General features: G+C 69.2%; 20 protein-coding genes and 4 pseudogenes. 10 read left to right on the plus strand and 14 right to left on the minus strand.

Translation table 11 applies throughout. The features are described 5' to 3' along the window. Positions 1–76: 76 nt before the first annotated feature. Positions 77–1,963, minus strand: a complete 1,887-nt coding sequence (locus tag OG587_RS16870; RefSeq protein WP_329091361.1) for a propionyl-CoA synthetase — start codon at positions 1,961–1,963, stop codon at positions 77–79. A gap of 233 nt (positions 1,964–2,196) precedes the next feature. Further along, the gene (locus tag OG587_RS16875) at positions 2,197–2,730 is read right to left on the minus strand and encodes an NUDIX hydrolase (RefSeq protein WP_329091362.1); all 534 of its coding nucleotides are present in this window, start codon (positions 2,728–2,730) and stop codon (positions 2,197–2,199) included. A 429-nt stretch (positions 2,731–3,159) separates the two neighbouring features. On the opposite strand from OG587_RS16875, the gene OG587_RS16880 reads away from it, so the two are divergent. Next, positions 3,160–4,488: an SWIM zinc finger family protein gene (locus tag OG587_RS16880; protein WP_329091363.1), complete on the plus strand. Its 1,329-nt coding sequence runs from the start codon at positions 3,160–3,162 to the stop codon at positions 4,486–4,488. Positions 4,489–4,583: 95 nt separating this feature from the next. Here OG587_RS16880 and OG587_RS16885 read toward each other — a convergent pair whose 3' ends face one another. Next, complete coding sequence (locus tag OG587_RS16885) at positions 4,584–5,183, minus strand: hypothetical protein (protein WP_329091364.1); 600 nt, start codon at positions 5,181–5,183, stop codon at positions 4,584–4,586. 10 nt (positions 5,184–5,193) lie between these two features. On the opposite strand from OG587_RS16885, the gene OG587_RS16890 reads away from it, so the two are divergent. Next, on the plus strand, positions 5,194–7,371 hold the full coding sequence (locus OG587_RS16890; RefSeq protein ID WP_329091365.1) for a hypothetical protein: 2,178 nt from the start codon (positions 5,194–5,196) through the stop codon (positions 7,369–7,371). Between the two features lie 87 nt (positions 7,372–7,458). Here the strand turns inward: OG587_RS16890 and OG587_RS16895 are convergent, their stop codons facing one another. The 3 genes and pseudogenes from OG587_RS16895 to OG587_RS16900 form a co-directional block, all read right to left on the minus strand. Beyond that, the gene (locus OG587_RS16895) at positions 7,459–9,174 is read right to left on the minus strand and encodes an HAD family hydrolase (protein ID WP_329091367.1); all 1,716 of its coding nucleotides are present in this window, start codon (positions 9,172–9,174) and stop codon (positions 7,459–7,461) included. Positions 9,175–9,483: 309 nt separating this feature from the next. Beyond that, positions 9,484–9,636 (minus strand): annotated as a pseudogene (locus OG587_RS47180) (acetyl-coenzyme A synthetase N-terminal domain-containing protein); the annotation flags it as partial. 151 nt (positions 9,637–9,787) lie between these two features. Then, on the minus strand, positions 9,788–10,393 hold the full coding sequence (locus tag OG587_RS16900) for a site-specific integrase (RefSeq protein ID WP_329091369.1): 606 nt from the start codon (positions 10,391–10,393) through the stop codon (positions 9,788–9,790). Between OG587_RS16900 and OG587_RS16905 the strand changes: the two genes are divergently transcribed. Further along, the gene (locus OG587_RS16905; RefSeq protein ID WP_329091371.1) at positions 10,374–10,787 is read left to right on the plus strand and encodes a response regulator transcription factor; all 414 of its coding nucleotides are present in this window, start codon (positions 10,374–10,376) and stop codon (positions 10,785–10,787) included. The two genes, OG587_RS16900 and OG587_RS16905, sit on opposite strands and share 20 nt — an antisense overlap. Here the strand turns inward: OG587_RS16905 and OG587_RS16910 are convergent. Beyond that, positions 10,772–11,434 (minus strand): stage II sporulation protein M, encoded by a 663-nt coding sequence (locus OG587_RS16910; protein WP_329091373.1) that lies wholly within the window; start codon positions 11,432–11,434, stop codon positions 10,772–10,774. The two genes, OG587_RS16905 and OG587_RS16910, sit on opposite strands and share 16 nt — an antisense overlap. Before the next feature lie 111 nt (positions 11,435–11,545). Between OG587_RS16910 and OG587_RS16915 the strand changes: the two genes are divergently transcribed. Genes OG587_RS16915 through OG587_RS16925 form a run of 3 tightly spaced genes read left to right on the plus strand, consistent with a single transcriptional unit; the run spans position 11,546 to position 13,541 of the window. Next, on the plus strand, positions 11,546–11,791 hold the full coding sequence (locus tag OG587_RS16915) for a hypothetical protein (protein ID WP_329091374.1): 246 nt from the start codon (positions 11,546–11,548) through the stop codon (positions 11,789–11,791). A 44-nt stretch (positions 11,792–11,835) separates the two neighbouring features. Beyond that, positions 11,836–12,927: a sensor histidine kinase gene (locus tag OG587_RS16920; RefSeq protein WP_329091376.1), complete on the plus strand. Its 1,092-nt coding sequence runs from the start codon at positions 11,836–11,838 to the stop codon at positions 12,925–12,927. Then, positions 12,924–13,541, plus strand: a complete 618-nt coding sequence (locus OG587_RS16925) for a response regulator transcription factor (protein WP_329091378.1) — start codon at positions 12,924–12,926, stop codon at positions 13,539–13,541. Before OG587_RS16920 ends, OG587_RS16925 begins: the two co-directional genes overlap by 4 nt. A 27-nt stretch (positions 13,542–13,568) precedes the next feature. Here the strand turns inward: OG587_RS16925 and OG587_RS47185 are convergent. Then, a pseudogene (locus tag OG587_RS47185) lies at positions 13,569–13,685 on the minus strand (IS5/IS1182 family transposase); the annotation flags it as partial. Between the two features lie 140 nt (positions 13,686–13,825). After that, a pseudogene (locus OG587_RS16930) lies at positions 13,826–14,053 on the minus strand (class I SAM-dependent methyltransferase); the annotation flags it as partial. Positions 14,054–14,474: 421 nt separating this feature from the next. Here OG587_RS16930 and OG587_RS16935 point away from each other — a divergent pair. Next, positions 14,475–15,077 carry an XRE family transcriptional regulator gene (locus OG587_RS16935; protein ID WP_329091379.1) on the plus strand — a complete coding sequence of 201 codons (603 nt, stop codon included), beginning with the start codon at positions 14,475–14,477 and terminating at the stop codon, positions 15,075–15,077. A 161-nt stretch (positions 15,078–15,238) separates the two neighbouring features. On the opposite strand, the pseudogene OG587_RS16940 reads toward OG587_RS16935, so the two are convergent. After that, positions 15,239–15,826: pseudogene (locus tag OG587_RS16940) on the minus strand (MerR family transcriptional regulator); the annotation flags it as partial. Here OG587_RS16940 and OG587_RS16945 point away from each other — a divergent pair. From OG587_RS16945 to OG587_RS16955, 3 genes are all read left to right on the plus strand, one after another. Continuing rightward, complete coding sequence (locus OG587_RS16945) at positions 15,826–16,371, plus strand: TetR/AcrR family transcriptional regulator (protein ID WP_329091381.1); 546 nt, start codon at positions 15,826–15,828, stop codon at positions 16,369–16,371. The pseudogene OG587_RS16940 and the gene OG587_RS16945 sit on opposite strands and share 1 nt — an antisense overlap. Before the next feature lie 268 nt (positions 16,372–16,639). Beyond that, a complete protein-coding gene (locus OG587_RS16950) occupies positions 16,640–16,906 on the plus strand; it encodes a CPBP family glutamic-type intramembrane protease (RefSeq protein ID WP_329091382.1) in 267 nt (88 codons plus the stop codon). Between the two features lie 182 nt (positions 16,907–17,088). After that, the gene (locus OG587_RS16955) at positions 17,089–17,481 is read left to right on the plus strand and encodes an ester cyclase (protein ID WP_329091384.1); all 393 of its coding nucleotides are present in this window, start codon (positions 17,089–17,091) and stop codon (positions 17,479–17,481) included. A 57-nt stretch (positions 17,482–17,538) separates the two neighbouring features. Here OG587_RS16955 and OG587_RS16960 read toward each other — a convergent pair whose 3' ends face one another. The 4 genes from OG587_RS16960 to OG587_RS16975 all read right to left on the minus strand — a co-directional run bounded on the left by OG587_RS16960 (position 17,539) and on the right by OG587_RS16975 (position 21,842). Then, positions 17,539–19,425 carry an adenylyl cyclase gene (locus tag OG587_RS16960; protein ID WP_329091386.1) on the minus strand — a complete coding sequence of 629 codons (1,887 nt, stop codon included), beginning with the start codon at positions 19,423–19,425 and terminating at the stop codon, positions 17,539–17,541. 360 nt (positions 19,426–19,785) lie between these two features. Then, positions 19,786–20,505, minus strand: a complete 720-nt coding sequence (locus OG587_RS16965; protein ID WP_329091388.1) for a DUF6188 family protein — start codon at positions 20,503–20,505, stop codon at positions 19,786–19,788. Between the two features lie 101 nt (positions 20,506–20,606). Next, on the minus strand, positions 20,607–21,272 hold the full coding sequence (locus tag OG587_RS16970) for a hypothetical protein (protein WP_329091390.1): 666 nt from the start codon (positions 21,270–21,272) through the stop codon (positions 20,607–20,609). A 27-nt stretch (positions 21,273–21,299) separates the two neighbouring features. Continuing rightward, positions 21,300–21,842: a hypothetical protein gene (locus OG587_RS16975; protein ID WP_329091392.1), complete on the minus strand. Its 543-nt coding sequence runs from the start codon at positions 21,840–21,842 to the stop codon at positions 21,300–21,302. Positions 21,843–21,997 lie beyond the last annotated feature (155 nt).

The following is a 21,997-nucleotide window of genomic DNA, read 5'->3' on the forward strand; positions in this document are numbered from 1 at the left end:
AGTGATCTATATATCCCCGGTGAGATAGGCCTGCCCGATACGAATGCCGAAACAGGGTGACCCCGCCCGCCGGGACCTAGCCGTCCACGGTGGTGCGGCGTCCGATGATGGGGCGCAGCACGTCCAGCACCGTCGCGTCCTCGATGGTCGAGGGAGCGGGCTCGTCGGAGCCCTCCGCGATGCCGCGCATGGTCTTGCGCAGGATCTTCCCCGACCGGGTCTTCGGCAGGGCCGGGACCACGTCCACCTGCCTGAAGGCCGCCACGGCGCCCACCTGCTCGCGGACGGCCAGGACCAGCTCGGCCCGCAGGGTCTCCGGGTCGATCTCCACCCCGCTCTTCAGCACCACGAAGCCGCGCGGCACCTGCCCCTTCAGCTCGTCGGCGACCCCGATGACCGCGCACTCGGCCACCGCCGGGTGCGCGGCCAGCACCGCCTCCATGGACCCGGTCGACAATCGGTGCCCGGCCACGTTGATCACGTCGTCGGTGCGGCCCATCACGAACAGGTAGCCGTCCTCGTCCAGGTGGCCGCCGTCACCGGTCAGGTAGTAGCCGGGGAAGGCCGACAGGTAGGACCTCACGTAACGCTCGTCGTCCTGCCAGAGCGTGGGGAGCGTGCCGGGCGGGAGCGGGAGGCGGATGCAGATCGCCCCCTCCTCACCGGGGGCGCACTCGTCGCCCGAGGGGCGCAGCACGCGCACGTCGTACCCGGGGACGGGCACGGTGGGGGAGCCCGGCTTGACCGGCATGGGCTCCAGCCCGCGCAGGTTGGCGGCGACGGGCCAGCCGGTCTCGGTCTGCCACCAGTGGTCGACGACCGGCACGCCCAGCCTGCCCGCCGCCCAGTGGTAGGTGTCGGGGTCCAGGCGCTCCCCGGCCAGGAACAGCGTGCGCAGCGACGAGATGTCGTACCCGCCGAGCAGGGCCGCCTCGGGGTCGGCCCTCCTGATGGCGCGGAACGCGGTCGGCGCGGTGAACAGCGCGTTCACCCGGTGCTCGGCGATCACCCGCCAGAACGCGCCCGCGTCGGGGGTGCCGACCGGCTTGCCCTCGTACAGCACGGTCGTGGCGCCGCGCAGCAGCGGCCCGTACACGATGTAGGAGTGCCCGACGACCCAGCCGACGTCGGAGGCCGCCCAGAACACCTCGCCCGGCGCGATGTCGTAGACGTTGGCCATGCTCCACAGCAGCGCCGCCGCGTGCCCGCCGTTGTCGCGCACGACGCCCTTCGGCAGGCCGGTGGTGCCGCTGGTGTAGAGGATGTAGAGCGGATCGGTCGCCCGCACCGGCACGCATCCGGCGGGTTCGGCCTTCGCGCTCGCCCAGTCGACGTCCCGCCCCTCCACCAGCTCGGCGGGGGCCTGCTCGCGCTGGAGGATCACGCAGTGCGCGGGCCGGTGCCGGGCCAGGCCGAGCGCGGCGTCGAGCATCGGCTTGTACGGCACCACGCGGGTGGGCTCGATCCCGCAGGAGGCCGACACGACCACCTTGGGACGCGCGTCGTCGATCCTGGCCGCCAGCTCCTTGGGCGCGAACCCGCCGAACACCACCGAGTGCACCGCCCCCAGCCGCGCGCACGCCAGCATCGCGATCACCGCCTCGGGCACCATCGGCATGTAGACCACCACCCGGTCGCCCTGCTCCACCCCCAGGAGGCGCAGCACCCCGGCGAACCTCGCGACCTCGTCACGCAGCTCGGCGTACGTGTAGCGCCTGGCGGTGCCGGTCACCGGGCTGTCGTGGATCAGCGCGACCCGGTCGCCGTACCCCGCCTCGACGTGCCGGTCCAGCGCGTTGTGGCAGGTGTTCAGCTCCCCGTCGGGAAACCATCGGTAGAAGGGCGGCGCCCCGGCGTCCAGCACCTCGCGCGGCGGCCTGCTCCAGGTGACGGCCTCGGCCGCCTCCGCCCAGAAGTCCTCGGGATCGGCGATGCTGCGGGCGAAGGCGTCAGCGTACGACATCAGGCCATCATGCTCTTCACCGCCCGCCCGGTCGAGGCCCCTCTCCGGCCTTCGCGTACGGAGAACGCCTCCCGGTACCGCATTCGTAGATCTTGATTCGAGCGAAAGGATCCATCTCGCCAGGATGGAGCGGTGGGTGAGGTCCTGCCGTCATGAGCTTCTGTATTGAACCGCGCGGACGGGGTTTTCGGCAGGCACACTGTTGCCGGGTCTCGATTCCCGAGGGGCCTTGCTCATGCGCCGAGGAGGGTGGCGGCGCGGTCGATGGTTTCGCGCGTGTTGGCTTCCGTGGTCAACTTCCGCGCTTCGTCGAGCGCGAGCCAGCGCAGCGGCGCGTCCGGATTCTCGGGCCGTATCATGTCCGGCGTGTCGGTGGCCAGCAGGAAGCGCAGGTCGGCGTGCTCGTGGGCGGCGTCGTGCGGCGCGGCCGGCACCGGGACGATCACCAGGTGGACGGGACTTCCATCCGGCCACGGCTTCAGATCGGCCAGCCCGGTCTCCTCGGCGCCCTCCCGCAGCGCGATCCGCAACGGGTCGGACTCACCGGGGTCGGCGTGCCCGCCGACCTGAAGCCATGCCTGCTGGCGGGCGTGCCAGCGGAGCAACACCCGCAGGGTGGGCGGGTGCACGATGAGCGCGGACGCGGTGAGGTGGAGCGGGGTTCCTCGTCCCCATGGGTCGGGGCCGCCGAGAAGACCCCGGACCCGCTCGATGTCGGCGGTCTCGATCGTGGTACGCGGTTCGGGCAGGATCACCGGGCGGCTCACGTCCTTCTAGGCGGTTGCGTCATCGACCCCTCCGTGGAACGCCGGCGTTTGGCGGGGCTGCTTCTTCCCTTCCCTGGCACTGGGCCGGACAAAACCGACCCTGGGCCGCAGAACGCTGAACAGTTCGCCGCCCGCCGATAACTTCCGGGGCGTCCGGCGGAGGGGGAGATCGCCCTGTAACGTAGATTCCAAGGTCGAGGATACGTGATCACGTTTCAGTAAAGCCGAACGGTAAAAGCGTACCGGTGCGGCCGGGCGGCAGGGGCGGCCTCGTTCGGCGTCGGAGACGCGGATGTGCCGCACATCGTCCCCCTCGCCTGACAAATGACCTGGTCAATCCGGCGAGGGGCGTGGACGTTCACAGGGACTTCTCACCTCCTCGACATCTGCCGCGACGGTTTGTCGGTGGGGTGATCTAACGTCCCGGCCATGACTTCAGCGACGCAGGCGTACACGTACGCCGCGCCCTCCTCCCTGGTCGACGGTCGTCTCGGATTGGCGACCTCCGGCGGGCGGGCCCTGTCCGGCCCGGCCGTGGCCCCCCGGTTTTTCAGCGGCGTGGTGACCCAGGCGGCCCCCGCCGCGGCGGCCCTGCTCGGCGTCGCCGACGTGGCGCTGGCCCGCTACCACCAGCCGCAGGCGCGGCCCGGCTGGGTGCGCGACCCGGTGGTGACGTGCAATGGAGACCGATTGCGGTTCGAGTCGTTCTCGGCCTGTGGCGGCGTGTACGCCCGGCTTGATCTGCTGAACGGCGCGCTCGACGGCGAGGTGTTCGACCGGGGCACCACCAACGTCGACGTGAACGCGCCGCTCCGGGAGGCGCTGGCGCGCATCGGCGCGCGCGACCCGTTGCACCTGGGGGTCGGGCTCGACGAGCTGGTCGTGACCACGATGGACGGCGCGGTGGTGGAGAAGAAGGTGCCGCTGCCCGAGCGCTGGTTGCGCGGCTTCGCCGAGGTGCAGGTCATCGCCTCGGGCATGGACCAGCGCGGCGAGCTGACCGGCATGGCGGCGGTGCGGTTCCTGCGCGGGCTGCCCAAGAAGGGCACGGTGTGGGTGGCGCAGGCGGGGCGGGAGCTGAAGGTCTCCGACCGTCAGGTTCCGGGCTCGGTCCAGCTCGCCGGCCCCAACCGGCTCGGCACCCTCCTGCCGCTGCTGCGCTTCGCGAAGTCCTTGCGGGTGTACGGCCCGGCCGACGCCGCCTCCAGCGCCTGGGAGCTGGAGCTCCCCGGCATGCGCTACACGCTCACCCTCTCGCCCGAGCGCTGGCGCGGCTTCTCCGGCGAGGGCGCGGTGCTCGACGACCTGGCCACCGACGAGGCCGAGAACGACGCCGACATGGTGGGCATGCTGCTCAACTTCGAGCCCGAGGTCGAGATCGGCCTGCTGGCCGACCGCGCGGGCATGCCCGCCGACCGGGTGCGGGCCGCGCTGACGCAGCTCGGCGTCGCCGGCCGGGTCGGCTACGACCTGTCGGAGGCCGCCCACTTCCACCGTGAGCTGCCCTATGACAAGGACAACGTGATCCTGCTCAACCCGCGGCTGGCCAAGGCGCGCAAGCTCGTCGACGCGGGCGCCGTGCACTTCGAAGGCGAGCTGGCCACCGTCCATACCTCGGGCGGCGCGCGCCGGGTCTCGCTGGCCGACGGATCCTGCACCTGCGAGTGGTGGTGGGACCATCGCGGCTCCCGTGGGCCGTGCAAACACGTGCTGGCCGCCCGGATCGTCGCCCGCGCCGCCGTGGAGATCTCCCGATGAACCTCTGGACGGAGATCTGTGATCTGGTCACCCGCGACCAGGTCACCCGCCTGGCCGACCGGCTGGTCACGCTCACCGAGGAGGAGCGTGCCGAGCTAGGCGGGCGGTTGCCCGGCCTCGTCAAGGAGCTGCGCCGTGTCCACACCGAGCGGGCGCGCGCCCAGCATCCCGACGACTTCGAGGAGATGGCCTCCTGGGAGGTCGGCGACCTGCTCGACAGACTGGCCGGCGCGCTGCTGCTGACCGGTGTCGGCGTCATCACCGGCCCGGCGGCCGCGGTGACGTGGATGACCGGCCGCGACGTCAACCGCCGCTGGGCCGAGGACCCCGACGTCGCCCAGGTGTGCCGGGTGGCGGCCACCCGCCCCCGGGAGTGGCGTCGTGATGTCGCGGTCCGGCTGGCCCAGCGGGTGCGCCGTCCCGCCGACCGCATCGCGCCGCTGGCCGTGGCGCTGCTGCGTGAGTCCGGCGCCGTGCCGCCCGACCACGACCCGCTGGTGGCCGCCTGGCTGGCCGCGCTGAGCGTGGCCGCTGACCCGCTGACCCCCGTGCTGCTGCCTCGTGTCTTCGACGCCGACGGCGCGGGCCGCGCCCTCCGTGACGAGCGACTGGAGCCCCACCCGACCCGCTGGCTGGCCACCGCCGCCCGCGAGCTGCCCAGGGAGCAGGTGCTCGACGGTTGCGTGAGCCGTCAAGTCCTTCGACGTGCGCAACCGCGCGGTCGAGCTGACCCTGAAACACGCCGACCTGTTCGCCGACCACACCGACGCGATCCTCGACGTGATCCCCCAGCTTCCCGCCGACGTGGGCACCAGGCTCGCCGCCCGGTTCGGCGGGGAGAGGCCCGTCGAGGAGCTGGTCGAGGCCAAGGAGTTTCCGCCGCTGCCCGAGGTGCCCTCACCGGAGCGTTTCCCCGAGCCGTCGATCTTCCCCAACCACCACGAGCGTTGGGTCGGCCAGGAGCGCTGGCTGGCGGCCTTCGTCGCCGGGATCGCCGACGACCGGGCGGAACTGCGCCGCAAGCTCAAGCCCCACGTCGAGCAGCAGACGCAATACCGGCGGGACAGGAATGAGATCACCGACCCCGACGAATGGCAGGCTGTGCTGGCCGAGGAGCTCGTCGCGCCCGGCACCCTGCCGGAGATCCCCCCTGTCGGCCCGCAGAGGTTCTGGGACAGCCCGAGTTGCTCGTTCTCGATCCGCCCGGTCGTCCGTGGCGAGGAGATCGAGCTGGAGCCGCCGAAACGGCGGATCACGGTGGCCGGCCACTGGCGCCCCGGCCGCTACCTCGACGACGACACCCCGCTCCGCGTCATCTTCATCACCTGGACCAGCGACGACGGCCCGGCCGGGGCCGTGGCCGTCGAGGCCGGCCGGCCGATCCCCTTCGCCAACGGCCGGGTCTACCTGTACGGACAGCCCTCCGATGACGACCAGGCGCCGGACACAGGCCCCGACGAGTCCGAGGAGTTCGACGAGGATGAGGATTTCGACGACGACGTCCCGGATCACCGCGAGCGCCGTCCGGTGGAGCCCGGAGTCCTCTACGACGACTCGGTGACGGCCATGTCGTGGCACGACCTGCGTAGCGCCTACAAGCGCATGGCGGACCTGGGGGTGAACCCCGAGCGGATCACGGCGATGCGGGAGGGCCTGCCGGTGCCCCCGCCCGGCCCGGACGAGCCGCTCGTGGCGGCCACCTTCGGCTTCGTCCCGCCCCGGTTGCGCTCCTTCCAGCCCCAGCCGCTTCCTCCCCTGCACGAGTGGCGGCGGCGGCACCGGCTCCCGCACCCGAACCGTCTCTCGCCGCCGTCCGACTTCCTCGCCACCCGCTACGCGGAGCTGTACGGGGCCCTGCGCGCCGGCACGCTGCCGCCGGTGCTGCTGGCCACGCCGACGTGGATGACCGGCCACCTCGATCCCGACGTGCTGGTCGACCGGCTGGAGACGTGCGCCGCCGCGGGCGTGGAACCGCTGCGGGCCGATCTGAAGCAGGCGCTGCTGCGACTACCTCGGGGCAGCCACCCGGCCGCCGCCGACCGGGCCGCGAAGATCGATTCCATGGCGGCGCGTACGGCGGCCGAATGGCTGGCCGGGCAGGGTATGCCCGACCCGGAGTGCGGTCTCCGGTGGACCCACATGGTGGACGCGTCCATGGCCGAGTTCGGCGACGGCGAACCCGAGTACTTCACCGAGGTCCGCCTGACGCCGGTGCTACGGGCCACGCCCACCGGCGACGAGCTGATCGACGAGGTGCTGCTGCGGCAGCCGTTCGACCGGTCGGAAGAGGGCCTGGGCAGCGGGATCGGCGGGTGGCCGGCCATGCTGCCCTCGCACCGCGAGGTGGTGGCCGTGAACATGCTGCCGTTCGTGCTCCGCAGCCGCTGGTACGCGAGCGTGACCCCGGCGGAACTGTCCAGCCTGGCCGCCTGCGACGGCCCCGTGAGCGAGGCGACGGCGGTGATCATCGCTTTTCTGCTGGGGAGCGGCGTGCCCGGGACGATCCCGGTGGTGCTGCGGATGGCGGCCAGCGGCGACCTGCCCGCCGAGGCGATCGGTCGCCAGCTCGCGCTGGTGCTGCGCCGCACCCGGCGGGAGATCCACCCCGCCATCGCGGCCCTGACCGAGCTGGCCGACGCCGGCGGCCACCACGAGGTGTGGCGCATCCTGCGCGCCCTGCTGCCCGGGATGTTGCCGGGCGAGGGGCGGCGCATCACCGTGACCCACACCGAACTCGTCGCCTTCGCCGCCGACGTGGCACGCTGGACCGGCGCGCGCGGGGAGATCCCGGTCGTCGCCGAGTTCGCGCGCGGCCGCCGGACGACCCGCTTCGTCCACGAGTGCGGGCGCCTTCACGCCCAGCTCACCGAAGCCACGTCATGACCTCTGACGACAGAGGTGCTCCCACCGGTCCGGTGAGGACGGCGTGCTGGGCGGGGGCACGCCGTCCTCACCGGACCGGCCGGCGAATCAGGTGATTCCGCTCGGTTCGGCGGGGGCGGTGTAGCGGGCCTCGATGAGCTCGCGCACCCGTCCCCTGGTGTCGTCGACGGAGTCGGGATCCTGCTCAACCTCGGCCACCTCGGCCGACAGCTCCTCGTCCTTGACGCTGTCGGCCAGCCACCGCGAATAGTCGCCCCGGCGCAGGTGGTAGGTCCACGTGTCCTCGTCGACGCCGTCGGCGAGGCGGCAGAACGCGGTCAGGTTGCCGGCCCGCAGGTTCAGCGCCTTCTCGGGGCCACGGAAGTAGAAGCTGGCGTCCTCCCCGAGCTCACCGGCGGCGTACTTGCGGCGGTGCCTCTGGCGTTCCTCCTCGGGCGGGGCCAGCCGCACCCTGACCGGCTCGCCGTCGAGCTCCCAGAACAGCAGCTCCCCGGTCGGCAGGTCGGGAAGATCCCCGCCGGGGGCGTCGTGGCCGGTGGCGGCGGCGAACGCGCCCAGGACGCCTCCGGGCTCGTCCCCGACCGCGACGATCGTGTTGAGGGCCTGGACGACCGCCTCGCTGACCGCCTCGGGATGCACGGTGACCAGCAGGATCCCGCCTATCTCGCGCAGCATCTCCACCGACTGCAGTTTGAACCCGTCGGGCATCATGTGGTGGGCCTCGTCGACCACCAGCCAGTGCGGGTGCCCGGCGCCGGCCGGCAGTGCCGACAGGCGGGGCAGGAAGCCCTGGAAGAAACCGGGCCGGTCGTCGAGGGGCACCCCCAGCAGGTTGACCACGACGCTCTGTCCGGGGTCCTGCAGCACCTGGAGGATCTCCTCCTGGGTGGGTGCGCGCCGGACGTCGCCGAGCACGGCCGCGCCCTCGATCCCGTCGGTGTAGTCGCCCTCGGGGTCGATCAGGCAGAACTGGTAGCCGGCCTTGGTGATCCGCTCCAGCAGCGCGGCGGTGACGGTGGACTTGCCGCTGTGCGAGGGCCCGGCGACCAGCACGCGCATGCCGTACGGCGGGAACCGCACCTCCCCGGCGTCGCCGGTGCCCAGGAGCAGGCGGTGGCGCGTCACGTCCACGTCGGCCAGGTCGTTCTCGATGAGCCGGTCGATCAACTCGACGACCCCGGCGCCGCGCTCCCGCTCGGTCACCAGGTCACACCGTTCCTTGACGGCGGGGAGCGCGTTGGCCACCGCCACCGCGCACTCGCAGGCGGCCAGGAACGCGTGGTCGTTCTCGGCGTCGCCCACGCCTATCGTGCTGTGCGCCGACATCTCCAGCTCGGCGAGGGCGGCGGCGAGGCCGGTGGCCTTGTTGACGCCCGAGGGCAGGACCATCACCGCGCCCTTGTTGAAGATCACCTGCATTTCCAGGCCGAGCTCGCGGATGGCGTTGAGCACGGTCTCGGGGTGGGGTTCGGAGGTGGCCACGATCACCGAGCCGACGCTGAGCGGTTCCACGTCCAGCTCGCGCAGGCGCTCGACGAGGGCCTCGGGCGGCGCCTCCGCGAGAGTCGAGCTCTCCTGCTCGTCGGGATGGTAGAGCACGGCCCCGTTCTCGGCGACGACCAGGTCGAACAGGTCCAGCCGCGCGAAGTCCCGGGTGAGTGATTCGATCTCCCTGCCGGTCACCATGACCAGCCGCCGCCCCGAGCGTGCGAGGCGTTCGAGCGCGTCCAGGGTGCCGTCGTCGACGCGGCCCTCGGTGGCCAGCGTCCCGTCGTAGTCACAGGCCAGAACGTGATAACGCATGCCGGGCCACTTACCCCGCCCCAGGGAGGGAAACGGGATGCGGGGTGAACTTCTCCCGGCGGGAAGACGTTCCGGTGGCGGAGGGGGACCGTTGAGCGTGACGAGGTGGTGATCACCCGGAAGACCGGACGGTGACCGCGGTGAATTCGGTGTCCCGGTTGTGGAGGAGGGGTCCGGCTGTGTCGTCCGCGTCCTGCGGGGCCATGACGAGATCGCGGCCGAGTTGGTGACCTGGTGGCGCCAAGGATGTGGATGGCGTGTTCGACGATGGCGGCACACGATCGCCGTGGGCCGGGGGCAGGTGTTCAGCTCCCTGCCGACAAACCATCGGTGGAAGGGCGGGGCCCCGGCGTCCAGCACCTCGCGCGGTGGCCTGCTCCAGGTGACGGCCTCGGCCGCCTCCGCCCAGAAGTCCTCGGGATCGGCGATGCTGCGAGTGAAGGCCTCAGCGTACGACATCATGGTTTTTCCCAGACGCCGGGCCGAGGCCTCTCCTCTCCACCTTCGCACGTGGAGAACGTTCCTAGTGGAGCTGCGGACTTTTAATCCGTAGGTTCTGGGTTCGATTCCCAGGCGCCCTACTCAAAAATGCCTCCTGACCAGGCAAAACAAGCTAGACAGCAACCCCTGTGGGGTCGTTCTCAATGCCAGGAGTCAACGTTTCGTCAACATCCTGCGGAGCGAACGCGGCATCGATGGCCGCGCGGGTGGTCTCGTCTGCGGAGTCGTACAGGTGCCCGTACGTGTCCATGGTCTCGGTGATGCTCGCGTGCCCTAGCCGTTCCTGGATCACCTTGGGGGGCTCCCCCGCGTGGATCAGCAGGCTTGCGTAGGTGTGCCGAAGCGTGTGGAACGTGGTCTCTTCCGGGGCATCCTCCATGCCCACCAGGGTCTTCACCCAGGTGCGTGCTCGGAAGTTCTTGTAGTTCAGCGGTGATCCCGTCGGGCTCGTGAAGATCAGCCGCTCGGTTCCCTCTCCGAACTCCTTCAGGTGAGCCGCCAGAGCGTCTACGACGGTCTGAGGAAGCGGGATGACTCGGTTGCTGGCTTTGGTCTTGGGCGGGATGAACATGTCGCCGTCAGCCTTCGGTGTTCTGGCCAGCTGACGATCCACCTTCACCGTCCGGCGAAGGAAGTCCACCCGGTCCACGGTGAGCCCTGCCAGTTCCGACCAGCGCATGCCCGTTCCGGCCGCCGCGATGATGTCGCAGAAGAACATGGAGCGCTACTTCTCCCGGCAGCGCACCGCGCCCGCCGGCTCGCCCTTCCCGCAGCTCTCCGCGCGCGAGCACGAGGTGCTCGACCTGATCGCCACCGGACTCACGAACGCGCAGGTCGCCGCCCGCCTCGTGCTGAGCGACAAGGCCGTGCGGAACAACGTCTCCGCCATCCTCGTCAAGCTCGGCGTGAACTCCCGCGCCGCGGCGATCGCCCGTGCCAGGGAACCGACGAGTCCTGAAGCGGCCGGTGCTCGAGGATGCGCCTTCCCGTCAGGGCTTTTCGTCGGGATAAGTTCCTCTGAGGGAACCATCGACAACTCCTCTGAGGATCACCGGCGTGCCCGGGCGGCCTGTGAGCACCCGGTCTGCCGGTGGGATCACAGCAGCAGTTGACTGAGCGGGTACACGAAGTACCGCAGTGAGTACGCCTCCCACACCGCGCCGACGATGAGCAGCGCGAGTGCCGGCAGCGCCAGCAGGCCGATCCGCTGCAGGCCTCGGACATAGCCCTGGCGTCGGCTCTTCGCGCCGATGGTGCGGGGGAACAGCCAGTTCCTGCCCAGGAGGTACGCGCCGAGCAGAAGAAGCACGTACGCCTGGAACTCGATGACGAGGGTCAGCGAGTGGGGGATGAGTGCCACCCACCCCTGGGGGGATGCCGGAACGAGCGTGATGCCGGTCTCGACCGACCAGTAGCCGAAGAACGCGAGCCCCGCGAAGGGCACGATGAGTGACGGAAGCACGATGGTCAGCACACTGAGCCGGAAGAGGTTGACTCCGAGGATCGTGAGCGCGAACAGCGGCGGGGTGTTCACCAGCCAGCGCACCAGCTCGCCGGTGCCGTCCTCCTCCAGGGACGCAGACCGTGCCGCGCTGAGGTCGGGGAAGACGAGTCCGATCACGAACCCGATGATGGCGAGGCCGTAGGCGGCCGCGTTGATGACGAGATAGGCGCGCATGTTCTCGCGGATCACCCGGAAGGGTCGTCGCCAGAACGGTACGTGTGCGGGGTGCTCGATAGAAGCCGACTGGGATGTCATGCCCCCATCGCATCCCATCGTCCGCCGCGCGTGCAGTGGCGGGGTGTCACCGGACGATGTGACACCACGTCACTACCCCGGGCAGGCGACGGACGCGATCGTGGAGGGACTATGAAGATTCTCGACTCGGTGCTCACCGCGGTCATCCTCCTGTCCGTGACCGTCTTCCTCGCCTACATCGGGCTGTACTACTTCGACTTCGGCCTTTTCACGACGCTTCCTGAGAGCATCACGGGGTTCTTCACCCGCAATGGGGCTCTACAGTATGTAGCGCTCGGCCTCCTCGTCGCGGCGCTGATCGCGAAGCCCTTCGTCGGCCGCGCGATCAAGCGGCGGGAAGCCGAGAAGCGGATCTGACCATCGACGACCACGCGCAGGACGACGCCCCGACCGATACACGGATGCGTCGGGTGGTGATGGTCACCGCCGTCGCCGCGATCGCGCCGCTGAGCGTCCTCGGCGTAGTGCTCACGGCGACGTCCTGGTGGGAGGGGCTGACCATGGCGGTCGGTTTCCTGTCCGCCCTCGGCGTGCTGCGCGAATGGAGCCTGGACGGGTATCCCCGGCAGGCGCTCTTCGCACTCATGTTCACCACGGCGGCGTGGATCATCGGCGCCCTGACCACGTCCAGCCCCATCGGCTTCGTCCCGGTGTCGCTGGTGGGTGCGCTCCTGCTCGCCAGGACGAAGGGCTGGAAGCTGTGGATCGTGGCCTTCGCGCTGGGTGTCGCGGCGATCGGCGCGAGCTCGTTCTTCTTCCACCCGGCCACCTGGGAGCTCGCCGCGGCGTACCTCGTCACCCCGGCCGTCGGAACGCTCTTCATCGCCGGAGTGATCCTCGTCAGCGAGCAGGCCTGGCTGGTCGTGCGGCGCATCGAGCGTGCGAAGGAGACGGAGGCCGAGCTCGCTGTCGCGCACGAGCGGATGCGCTTCGCCGGCGATCTGCACGACATCCAGGGCCATTCGCTGCACGTGATCAAACTCAAGGCCGCGCTCGCCCGCCGCATGGTGCGGGCCGACCCCGACCGTGCCGAGGCGGAGATCGGCGAGATCCGCCGGCTCGCCGACGAGACCATCACCGAGACGCGGGCGCTGGCGTACGCGCGCTACGAGCTGAACCTGGCGGCCGAGCTCGAGAACGCCAAGCGACTGTGCGAGGCCGCGGGCATCGCCGTCGAGGCGCGGCTCGATGACGGGACCGGCACCTCTGCGCATCCTCTGCTGGCGCACGTGCTGCGCGAAGCCACGACCAATCTGCTTCGCCATGCGCGCCCCACGATCGTCACGATCACGGCGTCGCCGGGCGCGGTGGAGGTGACCAACGACGGTGTGATCGACGCTGCCGGCTCTTCGCTGCGCGGGCTCGCGCGCCTGCGCGAGCGTGTGGAGAGCGCCGGCGGTAGGTTGCGGATCGAGCGGCCACCGGGCAGGTTCGTCGTCGCCGCGCGGATCGATCCGGTTCCCGCCGACCGCGCGAAGGAGGATGCGCGATGACGAACGCCGATCCGATCCGGATCGTCCTGGCCGACGACGAGCACCTGCTGCGTGCGGCGCTTTCGGCGCTGCTCCCGCTCGACGGGACCATCGAGGTCGTGGCGCAGGCCGAGAACGGCGCCGACGCCGTGACCGTGACGCTGCGACACCGACCCGATGTGCTGGTCATCGACCTCGAGATGCCCGGGATGGACGGCCTCGAGGCGGTCGCTGCGATCAGGGCGGAGCGACCCGAGCAGCGCGTGCTGATGCTCACCCGGCACGCGCGTCCTGGTGTCCTGCGACGCGCGCTCAAGCTCGGGGTGCTGGGCTTCATGAGCAAAGGAGCTGACCCGGAAGACATCGCAGAGGTCATCCGCACGCTGCACACCGGGCGGCGTTGGATCGCGCACGATGTGCTCGAGGCGTCCGTCGTCGACGACTCCCCGCTCACCGATCGCGAGGTCGACGCCCTCCGTGAGACGCGCGAAGGCTACTCGGTCAAGGACATCGCACGGCGGCTGCACCTCGCGCCGGGCACCGTGCGCAACTATCTCTCGAGCGCGATGCAGAAGACGAGTACCGCAACCCGGCACGACGCAGCGAGGGTCGCTCGCGACCGCGGCTGGCTGTGACGCACCCTTGGGGCGTGATCTCGCTCGCGCAGCGCAGCTCAGGTGCAGCTTGGTGGTCAGCCCGCCCCGGGAACGGCCCAGCGCGTGATCGGCCGGCTGGACGTCGACCCCGCCCGGCGATTCGGCCTGCGACTGCGGCCGGGTACGTGCACCGGCCGCGTGCTGATGCGCCCGGCTTCATGAAGGACGAGGCGAACGTACTGCCACGTTCGCCGGTGTGGAGGCCGACTGGCTCACGGCAGGCGTAGTGCCCGCAGGACGCTGTCGCGGGTGTGGTGTGTGCCGGTGGCAGCCGCGGTGGCACGTTGCAGGGCGATCTGGGAAATGTCGACCGCGGTGACCTGCCAGCCGCGACGAGCAAGGAAGAGGGCGTCGGCGCCTTCACCGCATCCGACGTCGAGTGCCTGGCCCGGTGGCAGGTCGACGGTTTCGGTGACGAGTACTCCGTTGGGCTTGCCGCTGAATACCTGGTCGCAGCTGCGGTACATCTCGTCCCAGTGCTGGACGTCCATGGTGTCCGGTCCTCTCGCTGGTTTTTTGGTGGTCGATGTGGGGTGCGTTCAGGTCGCTGCCGTCAACGCTGGTTTGCCGTCGCCCGGTTCCGGTTGGCGTCCTGGCCGGACGAGGAGGCCGCAGGCAGGCGCCTGCGCGGTTCCGGTCACGTACGACCCGCATCGGCGGCAAGGGCTGCGCCACCCGGGTCTGGATCCACACGAATGTCTAACACCAGCACCGACCTACGGGCGCGCTCGGGCGTAAGCGCCGCGCTGAAGCCCGCCGGGCCTCTGCCGGCCACCACCACGTTGTACTGATCAACGCTGCCGACCTGGGATCTCGGATCATCGCGACCACCTCCGACGCCAACGTGCACCCATGCCGGGCAATTTGGCAAAGTTCTTTGCGAAAAATGCAAAGCGGGGCCACAGTGACCGTATGAGCGATGACTTCGACGCCCTGCTGGCAGCGGTCGGCCCCCGGTTGCGTGAGCTGCGCCGTCGCCGCGGCGCCACTCTGACCGCCCTGTCGAAGACCACCGGCATCCCGATCAGCACCCTGTCCCGGCTGGAGTCCGGACACCGCAAACCGGGCCTGGAACTCCTGCTGCCCCTGGCCAGGGCCTACCAGATGCCGATCGACGAGCTCGTCGGCGCCCCGGCCGATCTCGACCCCCGGGTGTATCCACAGCCGTTCACCCGAAACGGCATGACCGTCGTCCCGCTTACGCGCAAACCCGGCGGACTACAGGCGTTTAAGCACATCCTGCCCGCCGGTCTGACCGACGGCCGCGAACCCGACCCCCGGTCGCACGAGGGCTACCACTGGCTGTACGTCCTCAACGGCCGCCTACGCGTCGTCCTCGGCGACAAGGACTTCATCCTCACCGAGGGCGAAGTCGCTGAATTCGACACTCACCTCCCGCACTGGTTCGGCAACGCCGACGAGCGCCCAGTGGAATTCCTCAGCATCCTCGGCCCTCAGGGCGAACGCGTCCACATCAAAGCCCGTTACCGCCCAGATGACCTTCATCCCATCTGAGCACCCCCTGCAGGCACGTACCACCAGGACAGGACCACAGCTCACCCCTGGACAGCCCGCCTGCGGGATGTCAACAACGCGGCGGTACCGAGGCCGACCTGGCGAGTTGGGTTTTCGACCAGCAGACGATCCCCCGCGCGGTCTCTTCACGGAGGGAGAAGCGGCTCGCTCGACCACGGGTGCTCTTCCCGCTTCCTGCGGACCACTGGCAGCATTCGCTCGGCAAGCCGGTCGACCATGGCATCGTCGGCGTCAGGGGGAATGGCGTCGAACTCGTCATCGGTGTCGTCGCGCACGGCGATCATCTGACGGAATTTCTCCGTCACCTCTTCGCTGAAAACCGTCGAATAGACCATGAGTAAGGACCGGTTCGCGTCGGAGAGGTCCCGAGAGAGGGGAGCGAATTCGGGCGGTACATGCATCGGTGCGCGATGACGCAAGATGACAGCCAGCTCCGCGCGCACCCGGTTGAGCCGTTCGATCGTTGCCTCCAGCTCGGCATCCAGCACCTGGATTGCCTCGTCCGGCTCCTCGTCGGCCCGCTCCATCGCCGCGACCTGCGACAGCGGCACCCCTAGATCGCTCAGCCGCTTGATCTGCAAGAGCCGGAGCAGGTGCGAGACCTTGTACTGCTTGTATCCGTTGGCCGTGCGCTCGGGCACATCCAGCAACCCGATCTCGTGGTAGTGCCGGATGGCCTTCACCGTCGAGCCCGCAAGTTCGGCAAGTTGCCGGGTGCTCCACGCCATTGTCTGCCTCCCTCGTCGTCATCGACGAGGCGCTGGAGCGCGCCATGCAGGTGTTCTGGAAGCGGGGATACGAGGGGGCGACCCTCTCCGATCTGACCGGGGCCATGGGGATCACCAAGCCGAGCATGTACGCGGCCTTCGGCAACAAGGAGCAGCTGTTCCGCAGGGCACTGGAGCGCTACATCGAAGGGCCGGCCTCCTACGGGACGCGCGCCCTGGAGGAGCCGACCGCACGAGGGGTGGCCGAGGCGCTCCTGCGTGGAGCGGTTCGGACCACGACCCTTCCCGAAGGCCATCCTGGATGCCTGACAGTGCAGGGCGCGCTGGCGGCAAGCGACGGAGGGCGACCCGTGCACGATCTGCTCGTCGGCTGGCGGAACGATACCGGCCTACGCCTTGAGGAGCGCTTCCAGCGCGCCGTCGACGAGGGCGACCTCCCGTGCGACGCCGACGCTGGGCGACTCGCCCGATACATCATGACGGTGGCATTCGGTATCGCTGTCCAGGACATCGCCGACATGGCACTGCGCAGCTGGCAGCCATAGCGGGTGTGCGACTCTGCCGAGATGAAGGATGCGGAGGCGTCCGACACGCATCCGCGCAGAGCCTCACTGAGGGCCACGTCGGCCGTGCTTACAGAATCGCCCTCCAGTGCGAGGACGATGCCCCGGATCGAATCCGGCGCAGACACTCGCCAGGCGGACCGTTGACGTGCTCGCCCTGAACTTGCCGTACGAGCGATGTGTTGACTGTGTCCCGACAACATGGTTTCTCCTTTCAGCCAACCCATGCGGGAACAACAGTGGAAAGGCCATGACCGTCAACACACTTGGCGAAACCGCGGCCGCGGGCGTCCGGCTGAAGGCACCAGGGTGGCCGGAGATCCTGGCGGGAGGCGTCGCTTACGCGGCATCCTTCCTCCTTGTCAACCCCGTCCTGCCGGTGGCGTTCGTCGTCGGCGTGCTCGCCGCCCTGCTGTTCCGCTGGTCGGGTTCGATCTGGCCGGGCGTTCTGTTACACGGCGTCAACAACGCGACCGCGTTGCTCGTCCCGCTCCTCATTGCGCTTGCCGGGGCGTGACGAGATCCGCCGGCGCGAGTGCGTCAGTGGCGCGACGCACCAACTTATGTACCGATTGGAATAGAAGTCGCGGGGTCGAGGTTCCCCCTTCAGCGATGGCCGCCGCGACGAGATCGCGGAAGGGCGTCGTGAGTCATCACTATCCGACCACAGCCCCGATCCGGGGCGACAGAGAGGCCATCATGTCCGACACCAACCTGCGCGAGTTCTACGAGCGCTACATCGAGGCGCTCAACGCACACGAGTTCGACCGCATGGACGAGTTCGTCCACGAGTCCATCATCATGCACAGCGAGCCGAGCTCCCGCGCGGCCCTTGTCGCGCAGCTGAACAGCATCGTTGACGCGGTCCCTGACTTCCACTGGGAGACCCAGGAGCTCGCCATCAACGGCGACAGCCTCGCCGCCCGTCTGATCAATACCGGTACCCCCGCCAAGGAGTGGCTCGGAGCAGTTCCCACCGGTAAGTCGATCGAGATCGTCGAGTACGCCATCTACAGGATCCGCGACGGGAAGTTTCTGCACATGTCGGCCCTCCACGACGCCGAGGCTCTGCAGAAGCAGCTCGCAGGCTGACCCAGTCGAAATCCCCGGTGGGCCGGGTCCGGAGATTCCGGCCCACCGGGGCGGGCCCTACGGGGCCGGGTAATCCGTGATGTACACCGGCGCACCGATCTTCGTCATGTCGGCCGCGTCGCCCACGCCGTTGACGACGTGGTCGATTATCCCGGCACTGAGGTTGACGGTCATGATGTGGTGCAGCTTGACGCCCGGGGTCTGCGGAACCTCGAAGCCGTTCTCGGTGTGGATCTGCGGGTTGTTCTGATTGAAGACGTAGACCCCACCGCCGTAGAGGAGGTGCCTCTTCACGTGCCTGCCTACCTTGTAGCCGGCATAGCCCTCGACATCGCCGTCCATCCAGTCGGCCTGGGTCGGCGGGTCGTACGGCAGCTCGTTCTGGTAAAGGATCGTCGTGCCGTCCTCGCCGTTCCAGATGGTGTTGTGCCGCTGGAAGTGCTCGACGAACAGGCCGGTCGCGGTCACGTGGTCGCCGTTGATGATGGCGCCGTTGCGGCCGGTGTTGGTGTTCCACCGCTGGGTGTCGGTGAAGCCTTCGACACCGTGGTCGGCGCGCCACACCCAGGTGTGGTCGATGAGCACGTGGTCGCTGTTGACCTCGAGCGCGGTGTTGGTCCTGCCGACGTGGGGTCCGCCGACGCGGAAGTACACGTCGGACAGGGTGATCGGGTTGGCCGCCGTGCTGTGGCTCCTCTTGTCCTTCTTGCCCACCTTCAGCAGGACCTGCGACTTCTTGAGACCCGCGTCGATGGTCACGCCGGCGACGATCACGCCGGGGACGGAGTCGACCTCGATCGGGGTCGAGGCGTTGACGGCGGTCAGCGTGGCGTGCCCGATGCCGAGGACGACCGTGTTCGGGCGCTCGATGTCGATGCTCTTCTCGATGTCGTACACACCGGGTGTGAGCAGCAGGTGCTTGCCGCTCTTGAGCGCACTGTTGATGGTCTTCACCGAATCCGACGGCTTCGCGATGAAGAAGTCGCTGATCGGCAGCGTGTAACCCGGGGTCATGCCGTTGGCCCATGTGATGCCGCGTGAGTCCTTCTGGACGGCGGGCACGCGGACGTTGTAGTTGCCCTGCTCGTCGACGAACAGGTAGGGCTTCTCACGGCTGACGGGAGTGGTATCGAGGGTGGTATAGGGAGGGCTCGGGAACCCGGCCTCGGCCGGTGCGCCGACGACGCCCGAGAAGACCTGGTTCCACACGGCGTTCGACCAACCGGCGACCTCGCTGTTGCGGGTCAGCCACTGCTGCTGCGATCCGTTCGTGACGGACGGCAGCTTGGAGTCGGCGATGAAGCCCCCGCTGGCGTACTGCGGGCCGGCGGTGCAGTAGTCCATGAGCGACAGGGTGCCGCTGCTGATGTTGAGACGCCGCAGGGACACCGCCTGGGAGACGGCCCAGAAGTTCGCCGACCCTCGGCAGCCGTCCTGGCCGGCCGCGTTGATGTTGATCGACAGGTTGGACAGGGTGCGCCAGAAGTTGACGAGCGCGAGGCAGTTGCCGGTCCCGCCGCCCTCCAGGCAGCGGTTGTAGACCTCGACCTTGCCGTTGATGACGACGTCGGTGGGCGAGGCACCCAGGCCGGAGACCTCGGTGTAGTAGCCGACCTTGATCTGGAGTGGCTGCTCCGCGGTGCCGTACGTGCCGGGCTTGAAGAGGTACGCGTGGCGCGTGGTGCCCATCTCGTTGTCGACCTGAGCGGCGTGTTTCGCGTCGAGAGTCGCCTGGATTGAGCTGACGGGCATGCTCGGATCGAAGACGGTGACGTTCGGCCCGAGATCAGGGGCGCTAAGGGTCGGCGATGCGGCGGTGGCGGGTGTTCCGGCCGTCATGACGGCGGTCGCGAGTACGAGACCGAACGCTAGCGCCCGGCCGATCTGCCGACGGCGCGGGCGCCACGTCGTCACACTCCCGTTGCCGGGAGGCTTGGTCGTCATACGGTTCGTCCTTTCCGCTGCGTGTGCAGCGGTCATTTGGGGGGTGAGATCCTTCGACGGCGGCCGACACCGCCGGACCGTGAGAGCGCTCTCTCGGAGAAGGTACAAGGCTTGTATCAAGGGTTGAAGGAATTGATACGTTTCTATCGCGTGAACTGGTCGAAGCACAAGTACACGAACTGCGTCGGCCGGGCACGTTCCTCGGCTCCCGCTACAGCGCGGCCGAGAGGCACGGAGCCCACGCCAACGGACAAGAGATCCACGCGAGCGAAACCGGCGACCTTCACGCCGCCGTGGTCGCCATGGGTGATTACGCCGTAGGCAGCGACGCGAGAACGAAAAATCGTCTCCGCCTGGCACTCACCCGCGAACTCGTCGCCCGCGTGCAACGCATATCGAAAGCCCACCGCCCGGCGGGCAGACGAAGCGTAAATCGTCGGGACCGCGGGTGCTCCACGCCTCGTATCGAGAATCGGGCTTCACGTTCAGGTGTGTCCCGGTGTCGAAGACCACCCGCAGCGCACCTGACTTGAAGGCGACCGACGACACGACTGTCGCGCCGAAGAGAGCCAGGGCCGGCGCCACCTCCTGGCGCTCGGGAGCCAACTGGACCGGCTTTTCGCCGGAAGCGCTCAGTGGGCCGCTGGTGAGCGTCGCCGTGGACTCGATGTTCACCTGGGCATCACCGTCGAGGAGCAACGTCAACTGATAGCTCACCCGGACCTGAACCACCTGCATCCCCCGGTAGGGCAGGAGCCAACGGTCCTCCAGCTCGGCCAGATCCGCCGGTGTGGTCACGATGCCGTCCGAGCGCATGACCGCTTCCCGGATCAGCGGGTCAGCAGCCGCATGATCCCTCCTCCGGTGGTTCACCGAGATCACCATCCGAAGCGTCTCGTCGCCGTGCGGAAGCACGTAGGCGAGGAGTTTGTACTCCTGGCCATCCTCGCCGGTGACGTTCTCCCAGTCCTTGTCACCGTTCTCCTCCATCACGGCAAGCTCGTCGTAGCGCGCGACACGTCGCCACCGGTCCAGGTACTCCTCGGCGATCCCCGCCGCGACCTTCTCGTTCGGCTTCACCGGATCATCCTGCCGCTCCTGCCGTTGGAGTGCCATTGGCCAGGATGGCGAAGGGGCGACCACGGTTACTCACGACCGGCCTGACGCCCACGTCAGCCGCCCTATGAGGAGTTGGGGCAAGTCGGCGGATCAGCGGACCGCCAACGGTGTCCGGGCGGCAGTTCGCCCACCGGCGCGACGGTGTGTGTTCCGCCGCTCGTGCAGCGCCACACGGCGATCTCGTTCTCCAGCTCGGCGAGCAGGCCCCGGTCGTGTACGGGGCAGGCGGGCCACATCTTCCAGGTCGCCTCCACGACCACGTCCTGGGTGGCGTCGGCCACGTCTCGGAGGTCCGCTCCGGGCCCGAGGCCGTTGCCATGGCAGATGCCCCGGAACTCCACCCGTGCCATGCCCATGGTGTCCCGGTCGGGGACGATCATCCGAAGCGTCCCGGTGATCCCCGCGGTGCGGACGTCACGCTCCACGACCTTCAGCGCCTCCTCCAGCGGCACCAGCAGGCCCGGTTCCAGGGCGAAGGTCGGCCTGAAGCCGATCCCGTCGAGAAGGGCCTCGCCCAGCCGGGCCAGGTCGGCGGTCGTCAACCCGGTGGCGGGACGTTCGAGGAGTTCCCGCGTGACGGGAGTGGGCAGGTCCCACTCCTCCGTCAGGCGGGCCAGCCCGACGAGGGGCCCGGCGTCGAGACCACCGTCGCGCAACGCCGTGTAGATACGAACACTCAGTTTGTCGATGGCCTGGTCGAGCTCATCATCCTGCCCGTAGGGATACATACCGCGGTGGTTCTCAGGGCCCGAGGGTCAGCCGGACACGTTCCGGCGGCGTACGAGAACGACCATGATGCCGACGGCGGCCAGCGCGGCGGCGGCGATGATGCCGATCTGGAGGGGCAGGTCGTCCGACGAGCTCTCCTGGGCGCGTTCGGCCAGTGCCGTGCTGGACGCCGGCGCGACCGCGGCGGGGAGCTTGATGTCCTGTGCCTTCACGGTCGCCGACTTGCGGGCCTCGGCGGGCTTGGTGGCGGTCACGGTGACCTTCCACTCACCCGCGGGGAGCGGCTCGGCCGCGTTGTAGAGGTTCTGGCCCTCGGGTGCCGACTTCAGCGGGATCGGGCCGAAGGTACGGCCGTCGGGGGCCTTCGCGAGCAGGGTCGCCGCGACGATGTCGGTGACCGGGCGGCCGTCCTTCTTCCAGGTGAACAGCACGTTGACGTTGCGGCCGCCGTCCCCGGCGACCTCCAGTGCGATGGGTGAGTCGAGCGCGGCGGAGGCGGCTGGGGCGCCGAGCAGCAGCCCGAGCCCGGCCAGCAGGATGGTCGCGGCGTACCTCAGGGCCTTGTTCACGGGTCGTGGTTCCCTTCCGGGTTTGGCGACGGCGGTCCGGTGAGGTGTCCGCCGTCGCCGAAGTGCGAAACGGGGTGCCCCGTGCCGTGGGGCACCCCGACTACGGATCCATCGGGGGTGCCGGACTCAGGGAAGGAGTCCGGCACCCCCGGGTC

This window comes from Streptosporangium sp. NBC_01469 (genome assembly GCF_036227305.1).
Lineage (GTDB): Bacteria > Actinomycetota > Actinomycetes > Streptosporangiales > Streptosporangiaceae > Streptosporangium.

What these genes read in the sequence shown, in the direction of transcription:
- OG587_RS16870 (WP_329091361.1), bottom strand. Translation starts at nt 1,963, where the DNA reads ATGTCGTACGCTGACGCCTTCGCCCGCAGCATCGCCGATCCCGAGGAC.
- OG587_RS16880 (WP_329091363.1), top strand. Translation starts at nt 3,160, where the DNA reads ATGACTTCAGCGACGCAGGCGTACACGTACGCCGCGCCCTCCTCCCTG.
- OG587_RS16895 (WP_329091367.1), bottom strand. Translation starts at nt 9,174, where the DNA reads ATGCGTTATCACGTTCTGGCCTGTGACTACGACGGGACGCTGGCCACC.
- OG587_RS16905 (WP_329091371.1), top strand. Translation starts at nt 10,374, where the DNA reads ATGATGTCGCAGAAGAACATGGAGCGCTACTTCTCCCGGCAGCGCACC.
- OG587_RS16900 (WP_329091369.1), bottom strand. Translation starts at nt 10,393, where the DNA reads ATGTTCTTCTGCGACATCATCGCGGCGGCCGGAACGGGCATGCGCTGG.
- OG587_RS16910 (WP_329091373.1), bottom strand. Translation starts at nt 11,434, where the DNA reads ATGACATCCCAGTCGGCTTCTATCGAGCACCCCGCACACGTACCGTTC.
- OG587_RS16915 (WP_329091374.1), top strand. Translation starts at nt 11,546, where the DNA reads ATGAAGATTCTCGACTCGGTGCTCACCGCGGTCATCCTCCTGTCCGTG.
- OG587_RS16920 (WP_329091376.1), top strand. Translation starts at nt 11,836, where the DNA reads ATGCGTCGGGTGGTGATGGTCACCGCCGTCGCCGCGATCGCGCCGCTG.
- OG587_RS16925 (WP_329091378.1), top strand. Translation starts at nt 12,924, where the DNA reads ATGACGAACGCCGATCCGATCCGGATCGTCCTGGCCGACGACGAGCAC.
- OG587_RS16935 (WP_329091379.1), top strand. Translation starts at nt 14,475, where the DNA reads ATGAGCGATGACTTCGACGCCCTGCTGGCAGCGGTCGGCCCCCGGTTG.
- OG587_RS16950 (WP_329091382.1), top strand. Translation starts at nt 16,640, where the DNA reads ATGACCGTCAACACACTTGGCGAAACCGCGGCCGCGGGCGTCCGGCTG.
- OG587_RS16955 (WP_329091384.1), top strand. Translation starts at nt 17,089, where the DNA reads ATGTCCGACACCAACCTGCGCGAGTTCTACGAGCGCTACATCGAGGCG.
- OG587_RS16960 (WP_329091386.1), bottom strand. Translation starts at nt 19,425, where the DNA reads ATGACGACCAAGCCTCCCGGCAACGGGAGTGTGACGACGTGGCGCCCG.
- OG587_RS16970 (WP_329091390.1), bottom strand. Translation starts at nt 21,272, where the DNA reads ATGTATCCCTACGGGCAGGATGATGAGCTCGACCAGGCCATCGACAAA.